The organism is Bacillus sp. NEB1478 (assembly GCF_031582965.1).
Taxonomy (GTDB): Bacteria; Bacillota; Bacilli; order Bacillales; family Fictibacillaceae; genus Fictibacillus.
Genome location: NZ_CP134049.1, coordinates 509,889 through 530,961, shown reverse-complemented (window position 1 = coordinate 530,961; position 21,073 = coordinate 509,889). Strand labels below are relative to the sequence as shown.

Annotated in this window: 19 protein-coding genes; 6 read left to right on the top strand and 13 right to left on the bottom strand. The window is 40.3% G+C overall.

Annotated elements, in window-relative coordinates; all coding sequences use genetic code 11:
• Window positions 1–5 precede the first annotated feature (5 nt).
• Together RGB74_RS02550 and RGB74_RS02545 are read left to right on the top strand one after the other, a co-directional pair.
• Window positions 6–1,283: a helix-turn-helix domain-containing protein gene (locus RGB74_RS02550; protein WP_310761425.1), complete on the top strand. Its 1,278-nt coding sequence runs from the start codon at window positions 6–8 to the stop codon at window positions 1,281–1,283.
• Between the two features lie 338 nt (window positions 1,284–1,621).
• A complete protein-coding gene (locus RGB74_RS02545) occupies window positions 1,622–1,930 on the top strand; it encodes a hypothetical protein (protein WP_310761424.1) in 309 nt (102 codons plus the stop codon).
• A 51-nt stretch (window positions 1,931–1,981) separates the two neighbouring features.
• Here RGB74_RS02545 and RGB74_RS02540 read toward each other — a convergent pair whose 3' ends face one another.
• The 4 genes from RGB74_RS02540 to RGB74_RS02525 are packed head-to-tail and all read right to left on the bottom strand — an operon-like array spanning window position 1,982 to window position 5,419.
• Complete coding sequence (locus tag RGB74_RS02540; RefSeq protein WP_066293375.1) at window positions 1,982–2,275, bottom strand: ferredoxin family protein; 294 nt, start codon at window positions 2,273–2,275, stop codon at window positions 1,982–1,984.
• Complete coding sequence (locus RGB74_RS02535; protein ID WP_310761423.1) at window positions 2,276–3,571, bottom strand: FAD-dependent oxidoreductase; 1,296 nt, start codon at window positions 3,569–3,571, stop codon at window positions 2,276–2,278.
• Complete coding sequence (locus tag RGB74_RS02530) at window positions 3,564–4,589, bottom strand: electron transfer flavoprotein subunit alpha/FixB family protein (protein ID WP_310761422.1); 1,026 nt, start codon at window positions 4,587–4,589, stop codon at window positions 3,564–3,566. The genes RGB74_RS02535 and RGB74_RS02530 overlap by 8 nt, the downstream gene beginning before the upstream one ends.
• Window positions 4,586–5,419 carry an electron transfer flavoprotein subunit beta/FixA family protein gene (locus RGB74_RS02525; RefSeq protein ID WP_310761421.1) on the bottom strand — a complete coding sequence of 278 codons (834 nt, stop codon included), beginning with the start codon at window positions 5,417–5,419 and terminating at the stop codon, window positions 4,586–4,588. The genes RGB74_RS02530 and RGB74_RS02525 overlap by 4 nt, the downstream gene beginning before the upstream one ends.
• A gap of 217 nt (window positions 5,420–5,636) precedes the next feature.
• Between RGB74_RS02525 and RGB74_RS02520 the strand changes: the two genes are divergently transcribed.
• Together RGB74_RS02520 and deoD are read left to right on the top strand one after the other, a co-directional pair.
• On the top strand, window positions 5,637–6,806 hold the full coding sequence (locus tag RGB74_RS02520; RefSeq protein WP_310761420.1) for an MFS transporter: 1,170 nt from the start codon (window positions 5,637–5,639) through the stop codon (window positions 6,804–6,806).
• A 92-nt stretch (window positions 6,807–6,898) separates the two neighbouring features.
• Entirely contained in the window at window positions 6,899–7,612 is a 714-nt protein-coding gene (gene deoD, locus RGB74_RS02515; protein WP_310762776.1) for a purine-nucleoside phosphorylase, read from the top strand.
• A 235-nt stretch (window positions 7,613–7,847) separates the two neighbouring features.
• Here the strand turns inward: deoD and RGB74_RS02510 are convergent, their stop codons facing one another.
• On the bottom strand, window positions 7,848–8,606 hold the full coding sequence (locus tag RGB74_RS02510) for a TrmB family transcriptional regulator (protein ID WP_310761419.1): 759 nt from the start codon (window positions 8,604–8,606) through the stop codon (window positions 7,848–7,850).
• Between the two features lie 391 nt (window positions 8,607–8,997).
• The gene (locus RGB74_RS02505) at window positions 8,998–9,918 is read right to left on the bottom strand and encodes an aldo/keto reductase (RefSeq protein ID WP_310761418.1); all 921 of its coding nucleotides are present in this window, start codon (window positions 9,916–9,918) and stop codon (window positions 8,998–9,000) included.
• Between the two features lie 186 nt (window positions 9,919–10,104).
• Here RGB74_RS02505 and RGB74_RS02500 point away from each other — a divergent pair, with 186 nt between their 5' ends.
• Window positions 10,105–11,037 carry an acetamidase/formamidase family protein gene (locus RGB74_RS02500; RefSeq protein ID WP_310761417.1) on the top strand — a complete coding sequence of 311 codons (933 nt, stop codon included), beginning with the start codon at window positions 10,105–10,107 and terminating at the stop codon, window positions 11,035–11,037.
• Window positions 11,038–11,477: 440 nt separating this feature from the next.
• Here the strand turns inward: RGB74_RS02500 and RGB74_RS02495 are convergent, their stop codons facing one another.
• From RGB74_RS02495 to RGB74_RS02465, 7 genes are all read right to left on the bottom strand, one after another.
• Window positions 11,478–12,557: a Gfo/Idh/MocA family protein gene (locus RGB74_RS02495; protein ID WP_310761416.1), complete on the bottom strand. Its 1,080-nt coding sequence runs from the start codon at window positions 12,555–12,557 to the stop codon at window positions 11,478–11,480.
• The gene (locus RGB74_RS02490) at window positions 12,554–13,195 is read right to left on the bottom strand and encodes a YesL family protein (RefSeq protein WP_310761415.1); all 642 of its coding nucleotides are present in this window, start codon (window positions 13,193–13,195) and stop codon (window positions 12,554–12,556) included. Before RGB74_RS02490 ends, RGB74_RS02495 begins: the two co-directional genes overlap by 4 nt.
• 43 nt (window positions 13,196–13,238) lie before the next feature.
• Window positions 13,239–15,548, bottom strand: coding sequence for an alpha-L-rhamnosidase-related protein (locus RGB74_RS02485; RefSeq protein ID WP_310761414.1), 2,310 nt, complete (start codon window positions 15,546–15,548; stop codon window positions 13,239–13,241).
• Between the two features lie 17 nt (window positions 15,549–15,565).
• Window positions 15,566–16,441, bottom strand: coding sequence for a carbohydrate ABC transporter permease (locus RGB74_RS02480; RefSeq protein WP_310761413.1), 876 nt, complete (start codon window positions 16,439–16,441; stop codon window positions 15,566–15,568).
• A 4-nt stretch (window positions 16,442–16,445) separates the two neighbouring features.
• On the bottom strand, window positions 16,446–17,399 hold the full coding sequence (locus tag RGB74_RS02475; protein ID WP_310761412.1) for a carbohydrate ABC transporter permease: 954 nt from the start codon (window positions 17,397–17,399) through the stop codon (window positions 16,446–16,448).
• Window positions 17,400–17,585: 186 nt separating this feature from the next.
• Window positions 17,586–18,884, bottom strand: a complete 1,299-nt coding sequence (locus RGB74_RS02470) for an ABC transporter substrate-binding protein (protein WP_310761411.1) — start codon at window positions 18,882–18,884, stop codon at window positions 17,586–17,588.
• Window positions 18,885–19,067: 183 nt separating this feature from the next.
• Window positions 19,068–20,087, bottom strand: coding sequence for a LacI family DNA-binding transcriptional regulator (locus tag RGB74_RS02465; protein WP_310761410.1), 1,020 nt, complete (start codon window positions 20,085–20,087; stop codon window positions 19,068–19,070).
• 559 nt (window positions 20,088–20,646) lie between these two features.
• Here RGB74_RS02465 and RGB74_RS02460 point away from each other — a divergent pair.
• Window positions 20,647–21,057, top strand: a complete 411-nt coding sequence (locus tag RGB74_RS02460; protein ID WP_310761409.1) for a hypothetical protein — start codon at window positions 20,647–20,649, stop codon at window positions 21,055–21,057.
• Window positions 21,058–21,073 lie beyond the last annotated feature (16 nt).

The window sequence follows — 21,073 nt, the reverse complement described above, 5'->3', positions numbered from 1 at the left end:
AGAATATGAATCTAGGAGAAAAGATTCGATACTTCCGAAGAATCAAAAACTTATCCCAGCAAGAGTTGGCCGCCGGGATCTGTTCCATTCCCTATCTAAGCAAAATTGAAAACAGCGTAACCGAGCCATCAGAAAAAATCAAGCAGCATCTAGCCGAGCGATTGGAAATCAAACTTGATTCTATCAATGAAAACGAAGTCCTTTCAAAGTATGTTGATCTTTTCTATTTGCTTTATCAGAGAGATTATCAAGCTGCCGACCTGAAGTTTCATACATTTTTAGAAACACCCTCAGAATCCGTAGAGGAAGAAATATTGACTAAAATTTTTAAAAGTATTTATATCCTGATGACTTCTCAAGAAACTTTGACGGTTCAAGTTTTATTAAATGAAGCAGCTTACATAGATCATATGATTAAAGGCGAAAAAGCATTCTATTATTTGCTTGCCAGAGGATTGCATAGCTATTATTTAAAGGAGTTTGAAGAGTCCTTCAATTATTTCTTGAAGGCTGAACAGCGGCTAGATAACAATCGTTTTCTGGAATGGGAAAAAGGGTATTTGTTTTATCTGATCGCTTTATCAGCCAATCAGTTATATAAAAATATCGTCGCATTGGAGTATACAAAACGGGCTTTAGAGATTTTTGAGAAAACTTATTCTTTTAAAAGATGTGCTGATTGTAGGATTATACTTGCCATTATCCATCTGCGAATAAAAAATTTTGACGAATCGACTAAACATTTATTGCTTGCTGAAACTATCGCGAACACTTTTAACGATGATGTGCTCAGAGGGGCAATCTATCAAAATTTAGGGAGTATCGCCACACATAAAGGTGAATCAGATAAAGCAATTGAATTCTATTTTCAGAGTCTTAAAGCAAAGAAAAAACAGCCGGTGTCTTTTCAATTAACAACCATGTATACATTAATGAAAGAATATGAAAAAATTGATCGCCCTAATGAAGGTTTAGCACTGGTAAATACAGCCTTGGAACTGGTTAAAGGAAATCCTGTCTTCCAAGGATTTGAACTTCACTTTATGTATTTCAAGCATGTATTTACTTACCGCGATCTCCACGAGGTAAAAATCAAATTTATGATAAATGAGCTGATTCCTTACTTCGAACAAAGAAACGAATGGCTATTTTTAGCTCAGTATTATCCTATAATCGGAAAATATTTTGAGAACAATCAAAAATATAAGCAAGCGAGTTTATACTACAGCGCAACGTATGAAGCCCTAAAGAAAATGTATGAATTGGGCGTTACGTATGTTTAATAAAAAGCATATAAAAAATGCACGGTTGCTTAAAAGTGGACCGTGCTTTTTTGTTCCGCGAATTTTGCCAAAAGAAAGCGTTCGTGGCTATTTAGTCCATTTCTCTGGGAATCCATTTAAAAAGTGTGGAATAAGTCAAAATAACTGTGAGATTAACAAACAAAATTTTGGAATTATGTATGATGAGACTTAAAAACCTCTTTCAAAGGACCAGTTTTGTTCAAAACTGCTTATAATATTCCTAAAAATAAGCTGCCTCGAGCGTTACGAGCCTCCTACTGTTTGCTTTTCTCCATAAAACGGGTAACAATTATAAAAGTGTATGTGGAGGGATCAAGTTGAGGCTTAAACTAAAACATCTTTTAATTGTTGCTATTGTACTATGTCTCATCACCATTCCACTATTTCCTCTCACTGAATGGCTCTTATTTTCTTTTCTTTTTATCACTTTTTTTCTCATCGTCAGTTTTATTAAAACTAAAGTAAAATTATTTTGGCTTGCCTTTCCTATTTCTTTCCTAGCTGTACTTCAATTGACGTATTTAATAAACATGTATACTTCTGCACAAATCTCCTATCCGTTCATGATCGGAATGGGATGCTTTCAATTTATCTATGGAGCGATTGTTACTCTAAATAAGAAATGAATATAAAAGAAGGCCCGATCATTTCGAGCCCTCTTTTTATATTTTCCACGCTTACCCCAACCTGAAGACGATTCCGTGACCGCCTTTTGGGTATTCCCACTTGATGTTCTGGTGTGGGCAGCCGATTCGGCAACTTCCGCATTCGTGGCAGCCCTCGTACCCGACATGCATCCGGATTTCTTCCCATTTATACACTTCTGCCGGGCAGAAAATCGTACAGATTTTATCTGGACAGTGATTCAAACAAACGTCGGCATCCATCACGGTGAGATGTGATTTCGTGTCTGCGTTAAAACGAACGAGGTACTGCTTCTCTTCGATGGTTTGACACTTCTTTTCGCTCATTTACTTCATCACCTTCCAAGCCCGGTATGCATCACGAGCCAATTTAAATTTCTCCCCTGCTGAGCCAACATCGCGCCAAATCTTTTTCTGCTTTTCCCATTTGGACGTGCCATCTACCGTAAACATCTGGCTCATCGCTTTGTTCATCATCGGAATATATTGCTCGAAGTACTGAGGAAACTTATCAAAATGATGAGTGGAATCTTTATATTTTTTCATGTCCTGACCGACAAAACTGCTCATCAATCGTGATCTGTAATGATTGAGTGTACGTTCGGAATAATCATCCCGCTCTTTTGCAAGCAATACCGTTTCAGCAGCTAATTGGCCAGAAGTCATCGCCAAGTTTGAGCCTTCCCGGTGAATCGCGTTCACAAGCTGAGCCGCATCTCCGACTACCAGAACTCCGTTGCCGGCAACCTTTGGCATCGATTTATAGCCGCCTTCCGGAATCATGTGCGCCAAATATTCTACCGGTTCGCCGCCTGCAAGATAAGGACGGATCATCGGATGGTTCTTCACATACTCCAACAGCTCATACGGTTTTATTTTATGCTTAATCAATCCGGATAGAAGTGACCCTACCCCGATGCTTAGCGTATCTTTGTTCGTGTAAAGGAATCCGGTGCCGAGAATCCCTTTCGTCGCATCACCAAAAAGCTCAATTGTCGTGCCCTGATTTTCTTCTAGATTAAAGCGGTCTTCAATGGTCTTTTTATCGAGTTTAATAATTTCCATTGTTGCGAGTGCCACTTCATCAGGACGAAACTCTTTATGGAAGCCAAGCGATTTTGCGAGTAAAGAGTTTACCCCGTCAGCCAGAACAACAACATCCGCATAAAGATCGCCATCAGGACGGTCCGTTCTGACACCGACCACTTTTCCGTTTTCCATGATACATTCGAGCACAACGGTTTCGTTTACCAGTAACGCGCCTTGTTCAACGGCCTTATTCGCAAACCATTGATCAAACTTCGCCCGCAGCACGGTAAAATTGTTATACGGTTCTTGTCCCCATTCCATCCCTTTGTAGCCAAAGGTGACGGCTGATTCCTTATCCATCATCATGAAGCGCTGTTCGACGATCGGCCGCTCGAGAGGTGCTTCCTTCCAAAAGTCCGGAATGACATCCTCCATCATTTTACGGTAAAGCACCCCGCCCATCACGTTTTTTGATCCAGGATATTCTCCGCGTTCCAATAGCAACACTTTTACGCCTGCTTTTGCGAGTTCATACGCACAGGAAATACCGGCAGGACCTGCCCCGACGACGATACAATCAAATTTTTCAGACATGGTCGACCACCTCACTGTTAAACACTTGTTTAAATTGTTCAATCAATAATGGCACAATTTCAAACGCATCCCCTACGATTCCATAATGACTGGATTGAAAGATCGGTGCTTCTGGGTCGTTGTTGATCGCGATAATAAGCCCGGAGTTCTGCATCCCTACAATGTGCTGAATGGCACCTGAAATTCCGATCGCAAAATATATTTTTGGCGTAACTGTCACACCTGTCTGTCCGACTTGATGATGGTGTTCGATCCATCCTGCTTCCACGACATCCCGGCTCGCGCCAACTGCCCCTCCAAGTGTATCTGCCAATTGATGAACGAGCTGAAAACCAGCCGGACTTCCTAACCCTTTTCCGCCAGCCACGATAATATCCGCTTCATCGATCTTCACCTTTTTCGTTGTATGCTGGACGATTTCGAGTACTTTTGTGCGGATGTCTTCTTCCTTTAGATCAGCTTTTTCTTCAATTAATCTACCTGTCCGTCCCGGTTCCGGAGTGATAGCTTTCATCACTTTCGGTCGGACCGTCGCCATCTGCGGCCTGTATTTTTTACATAAAATCGTCGCCATAATGTTCCCGCCGAACGCTGGACGGCTCGCGAGCAAGAGTCCCGTATCCACTTCAATATCCAAAATGGTCGAATCAGCCGTAAGACCCGTCGGAAGGTCCGTCGCAACTGCACTCGCCAGATCTTTTCCAGTCGAAGTCGCGCCATATAGAATCACTTCCGGCTTGTATTTTTGACAGCATTCCAAAAGTGCCTTCATATACGATTCGGTCCGGTAGTTTTTGAAGACCTCGTCGTCATATACGTAAACAGTATCCGCTCCATATTCGAAAAGTGAGTCTGCTAGATGTATCACGTTTTTTCCGATCAAAACGCCAGCTAGTTCTGTGCCCCGTTTGTCAGCAAGCTCTTTTCCTGCTCCTAGCAATTCAAGGGAAACCGGCACGACCGCACCATCCTTCACCTCGATAAAAACCCATATCCCCTTGTAGTCCTCGAAATTCAACTTTTGTCCCCTCCCTTAGCAGTAAAAAGTTCTTTTTTCTCAAGCAAAATATTCAGCAGCTGCTCTGCTTGTTTAGCCGAATCGCCTTCCAGCATCGTTCCTCCACTCGGTTTCGTTGGTGCCCACACTTTGGAAACAATCGTTGGCGATCCTTTCAGCCCCAACTGCGGACGATCTACGTCTTCCAAATCAGCAACTGCCCAAATAATCGGCTGATACCTTGCCGCCTTCAGCATATTTGCCATCGATGAATACGGCACTTCGTTGATCTCTTTTTCCACCGACATCAAGCATGGCATCGTCGATTGGATCACTTCATAACCGTCTTCGAGCTTCCGGTGGACGATAGCGTATCCTTCTTCTTTATTAATCTCTTTTACTTTGTTGACGGATGTTAAGGGCGGCATATCTAACCGGCGTGCGATTCCGGGACCAACTTGTCCGGTATCACCGTCAATTGTCATCTTTCCACATATGATCAGGTCAACCGGCTTTATTTTCGAAATCTTTTCAATCGCTTTTGTGAGCGCATAACTCGTAGCAAGCGTGTCCGCTCCGGCAAAAGCCCGGTCTGAAATCATGTATCCCTCGTCTGCTCCGATCTCGATGCATTTTTTAATCGCTTTTACAGCTGGCGGCGGCCCCATCGTTAAAACCGAGACCATCCCTCCGTATCGATTTTTCAAACGCACCGCTTCTTCTACAGCATGTGCGTCATAAGGATTCAAAATAGCAGGCGCACTCGCACGGTCCATCGTATTCGTCTTCGGGTTCATCTTGATGATTTTCGTGTCTGGCACCTGCTTAATACAAGCCACAATGTGAAGCATCCAACCCCTCCTCTAATCACAAGCTCGAGCTGTAATCAATGTTGTTGAGCCCACTAGTATGATGATTACTACTACTATATGGGGGGCTTATCCGATACATGACGGTTTTTCATGTAATTGTCCGCAAAAATTGGTTGGAATTAATCATTGATATACGCTTCTTCATAAGTTACCATTACAGTGGTTACTTTTTTACAACGAAAGAAGGTAGATAGATGTGAACAAACGTGTGTATTTATTGACAATCGTTTCGTTTGTTGTCGGAATGGTTGAATTAATCATAGGTGGGATTCTGGATCTTATTGCAGAGGATCTTGACGTTAGTCTTGGAAAAGCAGGATTTCTCATTACAGTATTCTCACTCGTGTTCGCCATTGCGGCTCCCATTTTGCTGACCGTTACATCACGAATTGAACGAAAACGCTTAACCCTTCTTGCTTTATTCGTATTTTTAATAGGAAACGCGTTGGTTATCGTGAGTCCAACTTATTCGATGTTATTGATCGCTCGGATCTTATCAGCAGCAAGCGGATCGTTGCTCGTTGTTTTGTGTGTGACAATCGCGTCAAATATTGTAGATGAAAAATATCGTGCCCGTGCAATCGGCGTGGTATTTATGGGAATCAGTGCTTCACTCGTGCTCGGAATTCCGATCGGATTGATGCTTGGAAATGCTTTCGGCTGGCGCGCTCCATTCATTTTAATCACGGTATTAACCGTTTTCTCGATACTCGGCGTTTATTTATTTATGGGACAGCTTGATCCAAAGCCTTCAATCCCCATCTTCCAGCAACTTCGCACGCTAAAAAAACGAAAAGTATTATTTGCTCAACTGACTTCTTTTCTTTTCCTTGCTGGTCATCTTACTTTATATGGCTACTTAACGCCATTTTTAAAAATGACGCTTGGACTTAACGGGACATGGGTCAGTATCGTATACTTAATATTCGGCGCTGCGGCCGTATTTGGCGGTGGATTCGGTGGAATGCTGGCTGATCGATTCGGCACGAAGCCTACCATTATTTCGATCATTATCGTTTTTGGCTTTTCAATCTTTATGATTCCATATACAACTTTTGCTTTTCCGCTATTTTTAGTGGTTATGATCATTTGGAGCATGCTTAGCTGGGCGATCACACCTGCTATGCAGAGCTATCTCATCGAGTCTGCTCCTGAAACTTCCGATATACAGCAAAGCTTGAACAATTCTGCGCTCCACTTCGGCATTGCTTTCGGCTCCATGATCGGAGGAATCGTGATTGAAAATGCATCTGTAGAAATGAATGCAACTGTAGGTGGTATGCTAATCATACTTGCTCTAGGCACAGCTGTACTTTCAATGGGCAAAAAAGAGGATTCATCGCATCGTGCATATACCATTAGCTAGGTTGCGAAAACTATGTCATGATGAATGTAGAGAAAAATTCTAAGGAGGTGAAGCCATTACAAGCCAGATTACAAGGCAGTAATGGTGAACAAATGAGTATTCATATTGGTGCAAAACAAGGTGAAATTGCAGAAAGTATCCTATTACCAGGTGACCCGCTTCGTGCAAAGTATATCGCTGAAACGTTTTTAGAAGACGTAACATGCTATAACGAAGTTCGCGGAATGCTTGGATTCACTGGTACGTACAAAGGAAAACGCGTATCCGTTCAAGGGACAGGCATGGGTATCCCTTCAATCGGTATCTATGTGAACGAACTGATCCGTGAATATGGTGTAAAAAACTTGATCCGTGTTGGGACATGCGGCGCGATTCAGCAAGACGTAAAAGTTCGCGACGTAATCCTGGCGATGACAGCTTCTACAGATTCTAGAATGAACCACTTAGCCTTCCCTGGCATCGACTTTGCTCCTTGCGCCAACTTCGATCTATTGAAAAAAGCGTATGAAGCAGGAACGGAAAAAGGGTTAAAAATAAAAGCTGGTAACGTCTTGACTGCTGACCTGTTCTATCGCGAAAGCATGGATATCGTGAAAAAATTAGCGGAAAACGGCGTACTTGCGGTAGAAATGGAAACAACAGCATTGTACACCATCGCAGCAAAATACGGTGTGAACGCACTATCCATCCTTACAGTAAGTGATCACATCTTTACAGGTGAGGAAACAACTTCAGAAGAACGCCAAACAACATTCAATGACATGATTGAAATGGCGCTGGAAGTAGTAAGTTCAGAGGAAAAATAATCATTATTTGAAGCAGGAGGCTAAAACTTGGGTTTTAGCTTCTTTTTTATGGTTTGAATTGAGCTATTTTCGTGCTAAAAGAGCTTTATGTAATGTCACGAGTGATTTGTGTGGATTCGTTGGGTTGGGTTTTGTGGATTCGTGTAACAGCTAAAAGAAGACGTACCGTAACAACAAAGAAAGAAGCTATCCTAGATTCGCCTTAACGGCATTTTAGAACAGCCTCTTCCCCTCTTTAATACCTTAATTTCATTAGAACACTTCTGATCTCTTCATCATTCATCAATAGTTCTGAATGTTTTTCATTAATTTTGGCAAGAGCCACATCATGATAAAAGAACTCGATGAACACTTTGATAAACGGCCGGGATTTTGTTTTTAAAGCTTGCCAGCTTTCGTTTTCCACACCTGCAAAAATGACTTCTTCCTCATCAACGACGACTAACCGAAATCGCTCTAAGGAATGATGCTCTTGTGCTGGAATAAGTGTGTGTACATTCGAAAGTTTTGATCCTAGCTCCCCTACAACCAAAACTTCTACGTCTACTCCCTGATCTTCTTTTTCTTGTAGAAGAGGCAAAATTTCATTGATATCGTTTTTCCATGCTGAAATACGAATCGATTCCTTCGCGCCTTCCAGAAGTTGCTTTGTTTGTGCACGAATCGATGAATCTACTTTTAGGCTCCAGACGTGTTCATCATAGAACTTCCTTTTGTTTGTGTTCGTTTTTAACTGTTGGACGTTTTCTTGAAATTCGGACGTAAGCTTTTCGATCACAATCGATAATGGCAGTGCAGTATACAGCTTTTTCTTTTCCGAAACTGAATCAAGAACCATACCTTTTTCAATCATGCGGGAGAGAACCTCGTAAATTTTTGATTTCGGGACACCCGAATATTTTACAATGTTCGTAGCATCCATTGGTTCCTCACTTGATGCAAGGACTTCAAAAACCTGACTCTCATATTGTGAAAATCCGAATTTTTGTAACATGGTCCCTCCTAAAATAACGATCTATTAAATGAAAGAGTAGTGAATTGCATATATCGGCTAGCGATATAAGGTCTTGTTATTCCATCTCGCATTCTTTCTCGTTTAACCAGCGCAGCTCTTCTCTCCGATTTTGTATGTATATAGCTATCTTAAAACAATTACGGTCTTTTCGCAAAAAGGTGGAGCAATCTTTGGTGAACAAACATAATAATTGCTTTTTCTCCATAGTAAGACACTATTCCCTAGGAAATAGTGTCTTATTATGTACTTCCCACGTATACAAACTCATGATTTGTCCATTTATGGGGTCTGTCCCCCTCTATACGTTACAGCATTAAACCCCCTCTTTTCGCTAGTGAAAAGAAGGGGTTTAATATCTGATCGCTTTTTCTTATGGCAGTGTATTTCCCGCTGAACGGTATAGCTCATACCATTCTTCTCTTGTTATTTCAACGTGAGATGCTTGCGCAATATCACTCAATCGACCAGGATTCATCGTTCCGACAACCGGCTGGAACTTTGCAGGGTGGCGCAAAATCCAAGCGATTGCAATCGCAGAATCCGTGACACCTTTCTTTTCTGCCATTTCCTGAAGCTTCGCGTTCACTTCTGGGAATTTCTCATTGTTGCCAATAAACGGGCCATTGATCATTCCATATTGGAAAGGAGACCAAGCCTGGATCGTCATATCATTTAAGCGGCTATATTCGAGTACACTGCTGTCTCGAACAATCGACGGATCGTGCTGCATATTCACATTGAGACCAGCATCAACCAATGGCGTGTGCATAAGACTGAATTGCAGCTGATTGATGATCAAATCTTCCTTCATATACTTCTTTAGTAGTTCAATTTGCATCGGGTTTTGGTTACTTACACCAAAATAGCGGACCTTCCCGTTTTCCTTCAACCTTGTGAAAGCTTCTGCCACTTCTTCAGGATTCATCAAAGTATCTGGACGGTGAAGAAGGAAAATATCAATGTAATCGGTTTTTAGTCGTTCGAGACTCTCATCAACCGAACTAAGAATATGCTCTTTTGAAAAATCAAAGAAACCTTTACGAATTCCGCATTTTGTTTGAATCAGCATTTTTTCACGAACAGAAGGATTCATATCGATCGCGTCTGCAAAAACTTCCTCTGATTTTCCGCCGCCATAAATGTCAGCGTGATCGAACAAGTTTACTCCAAGTTCCATAGCATTTTCAATTACGTGTCTTGCATCTTGTTTAGAAAGATCAGCCATACGCATGCAGCCGAGTGAAATTTCACCTGCTTGCAAATCACTTGTACCTAATCTGATTTTTTTCAAAGGAACACCACCTAATAGAATAATAAACCTATTCTAACACTTTGTTTAGAAGAGGTCTTATATAAGGTCTTTTATAACCTTCTACTTGAATGGAAATGTTTTCAAAACATTCATACTCCCGAAATTATGCTTCCACTTTTTTCAATTATACTAGTGAAGAAGGTGTAATTTTTAGGAGGTTGTGCGATGACTATATATGATATCCACCCTGAGAGAAGAAGCTTACATGGATCTTTCTCCCGTGAATTTGAACCTGTATTCTCAATTGACTCTGGGGACACTGTCCGTTTCAGTACACTTGATGCCGGATGGGGTCTAGAGGCTTTTTCAATTAATAAGACCCGGAAAAAGTTTGAACCAAGAGATCGCTCCCGTGATAGCGGACATGCATTATGTGGACCTATCGAAATTCGAGGAGCAAAACCTGGTATGACACTAGAGATAACAATCAACGAGATCAAAACAGGGACTTGGGGCTGGAACAGTGCAGGCGGTTTCCCTCATGCCGTCAATAAGAACCTTGGGATTGCAGAAGGCGAAGAGTATCATCTCAATTGGAAATTAGATAGAGAGAAGATGATTGGAACCAGTGACAAAGGGCATAAAGTGGCATTAAGTCCGTTCATGGGGATCATGGGCATGCCTCCTGACGAACCTGGTATACATCCTACATATCCCCCGCGTTTCTGTGGAGGAAACATAGATTGTAAAGAGTTAACTGTGGGGAGTACACTGTATCTTCCTATTCCAGTAGCTGGTGGACTTTTTTCAGTTGGAGATGGACATGCTGTACAAGGTGATGGAGAAGTAGGGTGCCCAGCTTTAGAATGCCCCATGGACTTGGTGGACCTTACATTATCCGTTCGAGAAGATCTTCATCTCAAGATGCCGCGGGCAAAAACACCAACAGCTTGGATCACCATGGGTTTTCATGAAGATTTGAACGAAGCAACGGTTATCGCATTAGAAGGTATGTTAGACCTTATGAAGGAATTGTACGGATATGAACGCAAAGAAGCTCTTGCTCTAGCTAGTCTGGTAGTAGATTTAAGGATTACCCAGATTGTAAACGGTGTGCAAGGCGTTCATGCAATGCTTCCACATGGGGCTATAAGTTAACATTTTGTCTGATTTACAGTATTGATCTTTTAATTTTTACACGATTGCTCATATAAATGTCTTTTTGCTCTTAGAAATTTTGTTTTTACTCAAAGATTTTTAACTTTGCTCATAAATTTTTTAATTTTGCCCATAGAATACATGTTTTGCTCATAGAACCAAAACCAGTGTTTTTCACATAAGAAATCACACAGTTTTTAATATACTCCTTTGATATCAAGTTAGATTTAAGATATAAACCGCATATTTTTTCAGAAAAATTGATGAAACAACTTTTATTCGCTTAATTTTATAAAAAGTAAATACAAATAAGCAATGGAGCTTTCGATCTCGCACTATTGTGAGATCGAAAGCTCCTTTTTTTGTTTTTGTATGGATGTGATGTGTGACGGTCGTAATTAATGATACCCACCTTCATAAATTAATCCTCCTGAAGAATATTAAAAATACACAGCTTTCCCTGTTCTGGAAGATTCATAGATGGCTTCAAGGATTTGCGTAACAACCAGTGCTTCCTCTGGTTTCACTACTGGCTCGGTGTCGTTCAATATGCATTCAATCCATAGTCTTGCTTCCAAATCTGAATCATTTTCCGCTTTTCCTTCATAAAACGCAACGCCTGTTGAAGATAAATCCACATGCTGAGTATGCAGTTTTCCAAATTTTTCACCGTTCAGTCTAAGGCCATCTTCCATATCTGCTCCGCCTTCTGTCCCTGATAGCACACATCTTGCTTCACCGATTTGGAGGGTGTTCAACGCCCAGCTGGATTCTAGAATAATGGTTGCTCCATTTTCCATGGTGATAAATCCGAATGCAGAGTCTTCCACTGTGAATTCCTCTGGATTCCATGAACCCCATGCGTTTGCAGCATCTTTTTTCTGACCCAGTTTGTGAAAGCTCGAACCCAATACTGCCTTAGGCTTATAATTGTTCATCATCCATAAAGTCAAGTCGAGAGCATGGGTACCTATGTCGATAAGAGGTCCACCGCCTTGTTTCTCTTCGTCGAGAAAAACACCCCAAGTTGGGACGGCACGACGTCTAATGGCTTGCGCTTTTGCAAAATAGACTTCACCAAGTCCGCCTTCTTCACAATATTTTTGTAAATATTGACTATCTGGTCGATAACGGTTTTGGTAACCGATCGTTAATTTCTTTCCCGATCGTTTTGCTGCTTCAAGCATTCGTTCTGCTTCTTCTGTAGTTTTTGCCATAGGTTTTTCACACATAACGTGTTTTCCTGATTCTAGAGCTGCAACCGTGATTTCAGCATGAGAATCATTCGGGGTACACACATGTACGACATCAATGGAAGGATCGTTCAATAACTCTTGGTAGTCTTGATAGACAATTGATTCTTCTCCTCCAAACTCCTCTTTTGCCTTAATCGCACGCTCTTCTACAACATCACAAAATGCGACCATTTCTACAGTATCCAGCTTTTTAAGTGAAGGCATATGTTTTCCGTTTGCAATTCCTCCACAGCCTATGATGCCTACTCTTAATTTCTTATTCATATCTGATCTACTCCTGAATGTTTAATTTTTTGTTCCATTTTTGAAAATACATGGTGACTGATTAAAGTAAGCCAAAATGCTAGAGGACTTCCGCTTAAAAAGAGAGAAAGTCCTGAAAAATTAATCACAAACAAAAACATGAATAGACTTCCGCATATCATGAGAATACATTCCAACGGATAGGACAAAACAATCATCAAAACATTTTTCATATACTGTAACGGCTTGAACTGATAATGCACGTATACCGGAAAAATAAAGAAAAGGAACAAAACGTACAGAATAAATAAAGCAGCTACTAGAAATTTAACAGGAAGAACAATATCCACATTACCTTGAATATAAAATTGGTAATCGATCCAAAAAACAAACCCTATCAAAATGAGCACCAGGCCAAATGGGAGCACCTTAATAAATTCTTTTCGGTAAATCTCCCAAAAGGTTGTAAAAATCTTAATATCGCTGTTCCCCAGCACCCATTTTCTAGTCACTGCAAACATAGCGGTTGTTGCTGGTACAAGCCCAAAGAGAATCAATCCGGCAAACGTAAAAAGAATCCATAGAATATTTAAATAGGCGAGACGTGTAATCCATTCACATAAACTATAAATCTTTCCTATATACCGTGTTCCCTCCATTGAGCTTTCCTCCTGTGTGTCCGTTTAAGTAAGTTCAGTTGTTTTATTTACATACACGAATGGTGTGGCTTGTTGCATCGTTTATCTCAATTAAACCTAAAGCAATTTCTACTTCCTCATCATCTACAAAAACTTTAGCCAGAGGCTCCAGCTTCAGATCCACATTCACCTTCCACCCGCCCTCTTGTAGAGAGATTTCATATATATCCTCTGTATCACCTAATAAAATAGATACATTTACTTCGTTTGATCGTTCACCCGTTCCAATCTGCACGTTTTCAACTTCAGCTTGATTCCAACTTTTTGGAAGTCTCGGTCTTACTGTTACTTCTTTCCAATAAGCCCTTGGCTGGATCCCAAAGAAATAACTAATTAATGGTGTGACTAAACCATATGCGGTCCAAGCTTGAACGAAACAGCCATAATCCGGAGACATTTCATAGATCGACCCTGGAAGTCTTTTATTGAATGTGCTTGCGATCAGGTTAACATACCTTAGCGCTTCATCACTGCGATCATACCGGCATTCTGCTACTGCCTGGACACCTGTTGAAATGGTCATCATTGACGTCTGGTACATTCCGGATAAATACGTCCCCCATTCTCCGGTAAATTCATCAGTACCCATTCTGTTTAATGCTGGGATTGCTTTATCCACGGGAGCAAGGCCCGTTTCCATCGGGGTGTTGATTACCCAGTTCTTGAATAGCCAAGGCTGTTGAACACTTTGGTCCAGCTTGGACATCTTTTCTTTCATCAATTCCATATCAACCGCTGCTTTTTCCGCTCCGTCTCTTCTGGCCCGTTCAATATATAAATCGATTCTTCCTAAGACCATTTCTGGTGTTGCCATCGCGTCTGCATACAATTGTTCATCTTCAATCCATAGTTGATTATTGATGACTTCCTTTAGTTTTTTTGCAAGTGCATCATATTCTCCAGCGACCTTGTCTTCCTGAAATATTTCAGCCATCAATGCTCCTACACGCAATGCCTCATATGTATAAACAGCCGAATCTATCAATTCAACATTAAGGCCTTCGATCTCAATAATGCCATATCCCTCCGGAAGCAGGTCACGATCAGGGTCCATTTCTTCAAGCAGCCAATGAATACCTTTTTTTACTGTCGGGTATATGTTTTCTAAAAACGGCAGATCTCCCGTCCATAAAAAGATATCCCACACACACTTGATAAAATGCGGCGTTTCCTGAGTGTTCCCATTATTCGAGACAGCGCCATAAGTAGAAACCTCATGGATGATGCGGCCGTTTCCGTTAGTTGCTTCAGAAACCTCATGAATGAGGTTAATCGTATCTTTAGCCAAATCCAGGTTCCCGATCGGCAGGTTTCCTTGAAGAGCATAGCTGTTATCGCAGCCAAACCACCATGAATACTCTGGGTGTCCTGCAGCAAGACCACGCCCGATCGCTGGAACTTCCATCGTGAGCCAATCCATATGGAATTTGTTCCAATTGAATACTTTTTCAAGGTGTTTATCAGGAATATTGATATTCGTTGTCCGGAGAATTTCGTTATACCGTTGTTTCTTCGATTCAAAAAGAGTTTTTCTATTTTCTTTTAAGGTAGAGAAAGATTCCAATGCACTTTCTAATGATTCATTTGAACCCGCGATAAAGAAATTAAGTTCCGTAGTTTCTCCCTTTTTGATCGAGATAGTTTGATAGGATAGCAATCCGGATACGCCTTGTCCTGCCGTCTTTTCAGGTCCGAAGAGTGTACGGTCAACGATACCTTTTTCAAAAGACTGATCCCCGCCAAACACGACGTACCAAGCATTTTTCGTATCATTGCCAATAAATATACCTTCGTCTTCATCCAATTTGCCTTCATCTGGAGCATCTTCAATGCCCAGAGTCTCTGAAAACCAGACCGGACTTAATTCTGTTCTCCCTAAAAATGAAAAATCAAACTGACGATCGCTATCACCAATATTTTTTACAAAGTAGGACACGACCACCCCTTCTATACCATCGGGACAGAACTGACGACGTACAATCTCTAAATGACGATCATTCAATGAATAATCGTGCTCGTTGTAAAAGGGATAATTATGAAATCGATCTGCTTCCTTTAGCCAAAACCCCTGTTCATCACCCTCTTCTTTTACATGCAGCCAATAGCCATCTAACAGTTTAATAGGATGTGCCCATACACCACCCATCTCATCTTTGACATGATGACCGAAATCAGGGAATAGCCCGTTCTGAGATCCAATTACGGAACTTCGATCACCTGCGGTTATAAATAAATCTTGTAAGCGATCGGTCTTGCTTTCTTTAAATTGATCAACACCCGTTATTTCTAACTCTTTTTTCTGCTGAATGTTCATAAAGCTCTCCTCCTTCATCAACCTTTTATCCCGCCTGATAAAGATATACCTTCAATAAAGTATTTTTGGCCTACAAAGAACAAGATCAGAGACGGCAGCATCGTCACTAAGGAAGCAGCCATCAAATAATTCCACTGAACATCGTTCTGGCTTTTAAAGAAATTGATTCCTAGCGCTAACGTATAGAGATCCGGTTTACTTAAGTAGAGCAACGGACCCATAAAATCGTTCCATGCTCCGTTAAACTGAAAGATGGCAACTGTAGTTAATGCAGGCATAGTAAGCGGAATAATAATTCTCCAAAGAATACCGACTGTGCCTAGACCATCGATTTTTGCTGCATCCTCAAGCTCGGTCGGAATCGACATATAAAATTGGCGAAGAAGAAAAATAAAGAAGGCGTTACCAAAGAACGCAGGAACGATCAATGGATAAAAGGTATTGATCCATCCCAGGCTCTTAAATAAATAAAATACGGGAATCATCGTTACCGCTGAAGGAAGCATCATCGTGGCAAGCATCACAAGAAATAGTATATTCCTGCCTCGAGCTCGGAACCTAGCAAACCCATACGCCACAATCGAGCATGAGAGCAGTGTGCCAACAATCGTTGATGCTGTGATAACAACCGTGTTTACAAGCCACTTGCCGAACGGCAGAGAATTGAAGGTTAAAACATAGTTATCCCATTTGATTGGATCGGGTATCCATTTCGGAGGAAATGAAAAAACTTGGAACGATTCTTTTAAAGAGGTGGACAGCATCCAGAAAAAAGGGATAAGCATAACGATTGCACCTGCTATCAAAATCAGATAAACAATTACCTGCCACATGATTTTTGACGGCTTCATCCTTTTTTTGTTTGTGATTTTTTCCCTTTCCATCACTGACATGTTTTTACTTCCTTTCTCCCTCATAATGGACCCACAAAGCTGACGATTTAAAAACAAGGAGGGTAAAAATGAAAATAATAATAAACAGAATCCAAGCTAGTGCCGAAGCATAGCCCATATCAAACTCTTCAAACGCTTTTTTGAACAAGTAATAGTTAAAGAATAAAGTAGAATTCATCGGTCCTCCCTTAGTCATGACATACGCCTGACCAAAGGTTTGAAGCGCCCCAATTATGCCTGTAATCAAGTTAAAGAAAATGGTAGGCGTCAGCATGGGAACGGTGATGTGCCGAAACTTCTGTATCCTGCTCGCACCGTCTAGATCAGCGGCTTCATACAGATAATTCGGAATCCCATTCAATCCAGCAAGCCAAATGATAATGCCTCCGCCTGCCCCCCATAGACTCATGATGATGATGGAAAACAACGCCCATTTCGGATCGAATATCCATCCAGGACCTTGTATGCCAAAATAGCCAAGTATGGTATTCAAGAGCCCGATTTGAGGATTGAAGATATACATCCATAAGACCATTACGGCAACACCACTTACGACTGCCGGTAAATAATAGATTGTTCTAAAGATCGACATGCCCTTCACAGCCTGATTAAGGAGCATAGCTATCCCTAGGGAAACAATTAAACCAAGCGGTACGGAGAAGATGGAATAAACCATCGTTACTTTTAAAGCCTGCCAAAACAATGCATCTCCAGAAAAAGCCTTTATATAATTTTCAAATCCTACCCATGATGCTGAAGTTAACAAATCCCAATCTGTAAAACTGATATATAAAGAAGCGATCATTGGTCCTAAAATAAAAAAGATAAAGCCAAGAATCCACGGAGAAATCAAAGCATAAAAGGTTAACTCTTCTTTTCTAGCAGCCGTCATTCTTTTTTTCTTTATCTTTACAGGTACGCTGGTCCTTGCTGCAGCTGGAGCCGTATTGTTTTGCATGTACTCACCTCTTATCTGCAATAAGGTGAGCATATGCCCACCTTATTTTTCCTAATTATTGATGTTACTTAGCATCGAATCTCTTCGGCAATTACTTTTGTTTTTTCGGTGCTCGTGCAGGAGTACTGCATTCAACTCCTCAAAACTTCATTCTCTCGACCTTCTCGCTTCTAAAACATCAAAATTTTACTTCGCTGCTTTTTTGAGAAGCTCATCTGACTCTTTAGCAGCTTTATCCAGTTCTTTATCTACATCCATCTTTTTCCCTGTCATAAACTGCTCCATGAATTTCATGTAGACATCCCTTGCACCAGATGAAGCATAATAAGGGCTGATCAATTCAGGGAAAATTTGAACATCCTCAATCCCATCTACAAATGGCTTCAACACGGGATCATCTGTTTGCCCTTTTTCTTCTGCAACTGATTTAACTGCTGTGAATGCATGATCGGCGAATACAGCTGCCCCTTCTTTACCCGTCAAGTATTTCAGATAATCCCATGCAGCATCTTTATGTTTTGACTTCGAATACAAGCCATAACCTGCGTAGAAAATACTGTTTACTTTACCATTTGGACCTTGTGGAACCTCAACTGTTCCAAACTTTAGATCTGGATTTGCTTTGTAATCATTAACCGGCCAACGTCCCATTAGGTTCATTGCGACTTTACCGGCACTAAATAAATCTACACCCTTAAATGCTTCCGTATCTGATGTTGAAGGAGCGACCTTATCTTTAAAATACATGTCATGGTATAAATTGAGAGCTTTTTTAGATCCATCACTGTTAAAATAGCCGTCAATTTCCGTTCCATCCTCACTGATTACACTGCCACCATAGCTATAAAGAAGCGGTGAAAGGAAGCGCTGTTCAGCCCCGCCCAATCTCACTCCCCATTGAACAATTTTCCCATTATCCTTTTTCGTTAGTTTCTTCGAGATTTCATAAAAATCATCCCATGTCCAGCCAGCTTTTGGATAATCTACACCAGCTTTGTCGAACAAAGCTTTGTTATAAAAGACAGCAAGTGTTGAATAGTCTTTCGGCATCGTGTAGAGTTTATCGTCAATCTTTCCTACATTTAAGACGTTTTCATAATAATCTTCTTCTTTAATTCCGCTTTTACCATCTACAAATGGGGTAAGTTCTTCTAAAGCACCTTTTTCCATAAACGTTCGAATGTCCCCGTCCCCGATTTGGAAAATATCAGGAGCATCCCCAGCAGCAATTTGAGTGAGCAGCTTTGTTCCATATTGATCTGGAACCGATTCAATAACGATTTTCACATCTGGATGCTTAGCCATGTATGCGTCAGCAATTTTTTGCTGCATGGCTTGACCGTCTCCACCTTCCCATGTTCCAACACGCAATGTTACTTTATCTCCATCTTTTCCGTTACCATCAGAAGAGCTATCGCTGCTGCAGCCTGTTAGCATTAGACCAAAAGATAAAGATAGTGCTAATAGCAGTCGTCCTTTTTTCATCGTTCTTACCCCCCAAATAAAATTTTTATATTGAAGTAACAGTTCACAGACTTGCGGTCGAGTACTGTCACAAACAACCACTATTAAATCTGAATTGTTGACTGGTAAACGCATGAATCAAAACGTTTCGGTTTTGTTTGACAAACAAAGTAATCTTTAACGTTTCGGATTTTTAATAATGAATTATTGTTTGTTATTAAGTGAGGTAGATTCTCTAATGATAAGATGTGTGTTTAATAGTCTTTGATGAGGAGTCGTGTTGTCTTTTAACATACTGATTAAAAGTTCTGCGGCCTGATAGCCCATTTGGTACTTGTCTTGTGAGATGGTGGTGAGTGAAGGAGTCACATATGATGCTAATAAGATGTCATCATAACCGACGATCGATAAATCTTCAGGAACCTTGATATTCAACTTGGCCGCTGCTTTTATTACGCCAAGAGCCATCAGGTCACTCGCGCAAAAAATGGCTGTGATTTCAGGGTTGTTCTGAAGCAGTTCATAAGCAACTTTTTCAGCGGTACTGTCTAAAAAGGACCCATTTACGATCCATTCTTTATGTATCGGAAGTTCTGATTTTTCAAATGCGGATAAATAACCTTCTAACCTCTTTTTGCTCACATAAGCAAAATTATGCCCGTTCATAAATGCGATTTTCGTATGTCCAAGCTCAATCAAGTGTTGCACAGCTTTCATAGCACCTAATACATTGTCTGTTGTAACGAAACCGACCGAATTTGAATTGACTGGTATATCAATCAATACGCACGGAATATCGCTTGTAACTACTTCTGTTAAATAGCGATCGTTTGTCTTAATACCAGAAATGATTACTCCATCAACCCTTCTTTCACGACAAAGCTGAGTGTATGTTTTTTCTTTTTGCTTATCTGAACTTGTACTGAATAAAACTAAATCATATCCCAAATCACCGGCACACTTGTTAATTCCAGTTAGTACTTCAAACGTAAAGTTATCTTTAACCCCTTCACGCATTAAATCGGACACAAGTAGACCAATTGTTTTCGTTTTCTTCATAACTAAGCTTCTCGCAATGTGATTAGGACTGTAATTCAACGCTTCAGCTACTTCTTTTACTCTTTTTTTAGTCTTAGGACTAACATCATAATAATCATTTAATGCTCTGGATACTGTGGTTACAGAAAGCCCCACTTCTCTTGCTATGTCCTTTATCGTAGCCAATTGGTCGCTCCTCCGAAACGTTTAGGATTTTATATTTAAAGGATAAGCGATAACGAAAGCGTTTTCAACTATTATTTTTGAATATTCAAAAAATTATAATTGAGCTCCATTGCTATCATAAAAAATCTATATAAAGAAGCAATCCCTCTTCACTAAAACTAGCAGATTTAATAGTTTCCTTTCATATAGGAAACTTTTTAATCCATTTGTTTGATTTACCTAAAAAATTAACTAATAATCGCCATAATTCATCAACAAGCATCTGATGTTCAGTAAAAATATTTTCTGGTAACTTTTCAAGCGGGAAAAACTTATTCTGTAATGATTCCTCGTTACTGTCAACCAAATTACCTTTATATTGCCTACAAATAAAGGTGATTTGGACTAACGAGACTTGGCCACCATTTGAAAATGTATCGTCATATTCTGGGCCTTGTGGTGACTATTCTTTTGTATGCAATTGTTAACAATTAATTTTCTGCTTGTAAAAATTTGTTATAATAATTAATAATATTATCATATTTGCACTAATAGGTTTATTTGACTAGGAGCGTTTTATTTGTATAAATTCTATTTAAAAAGAAAATTATTTGCCTCTTTTCTTTCTTCTTTCCTTTCATCATTTATCATTGCAGTTCTACTCCTTTGGGCTCAAGTGGAGTCCGTTCATGATTTGACAAAATTAATAAAGTCGATTTTCCAAGCAATCTTTTTTTACAACCTTGTTATAGGTATTATTGTTTTAACATATGGCAATATTGTTTCATCAACTTTAGAATTTATATATAAAAGTCAAGACTATAAAGGAAAAGTAAGCAATGTCCTCTATGTGATCATCCATGTATTCTTTGGTGCTCTTTTCGGTGCTTTATTAGAAGGAGATATTGGAACCGCTCTAATTTGCGGACTTCCTGCACTCATTTTTGGTATTACAGATCTGTGGCTAATAATGGATGGGAAGCAAGAATGACGAGCCAACATATCCT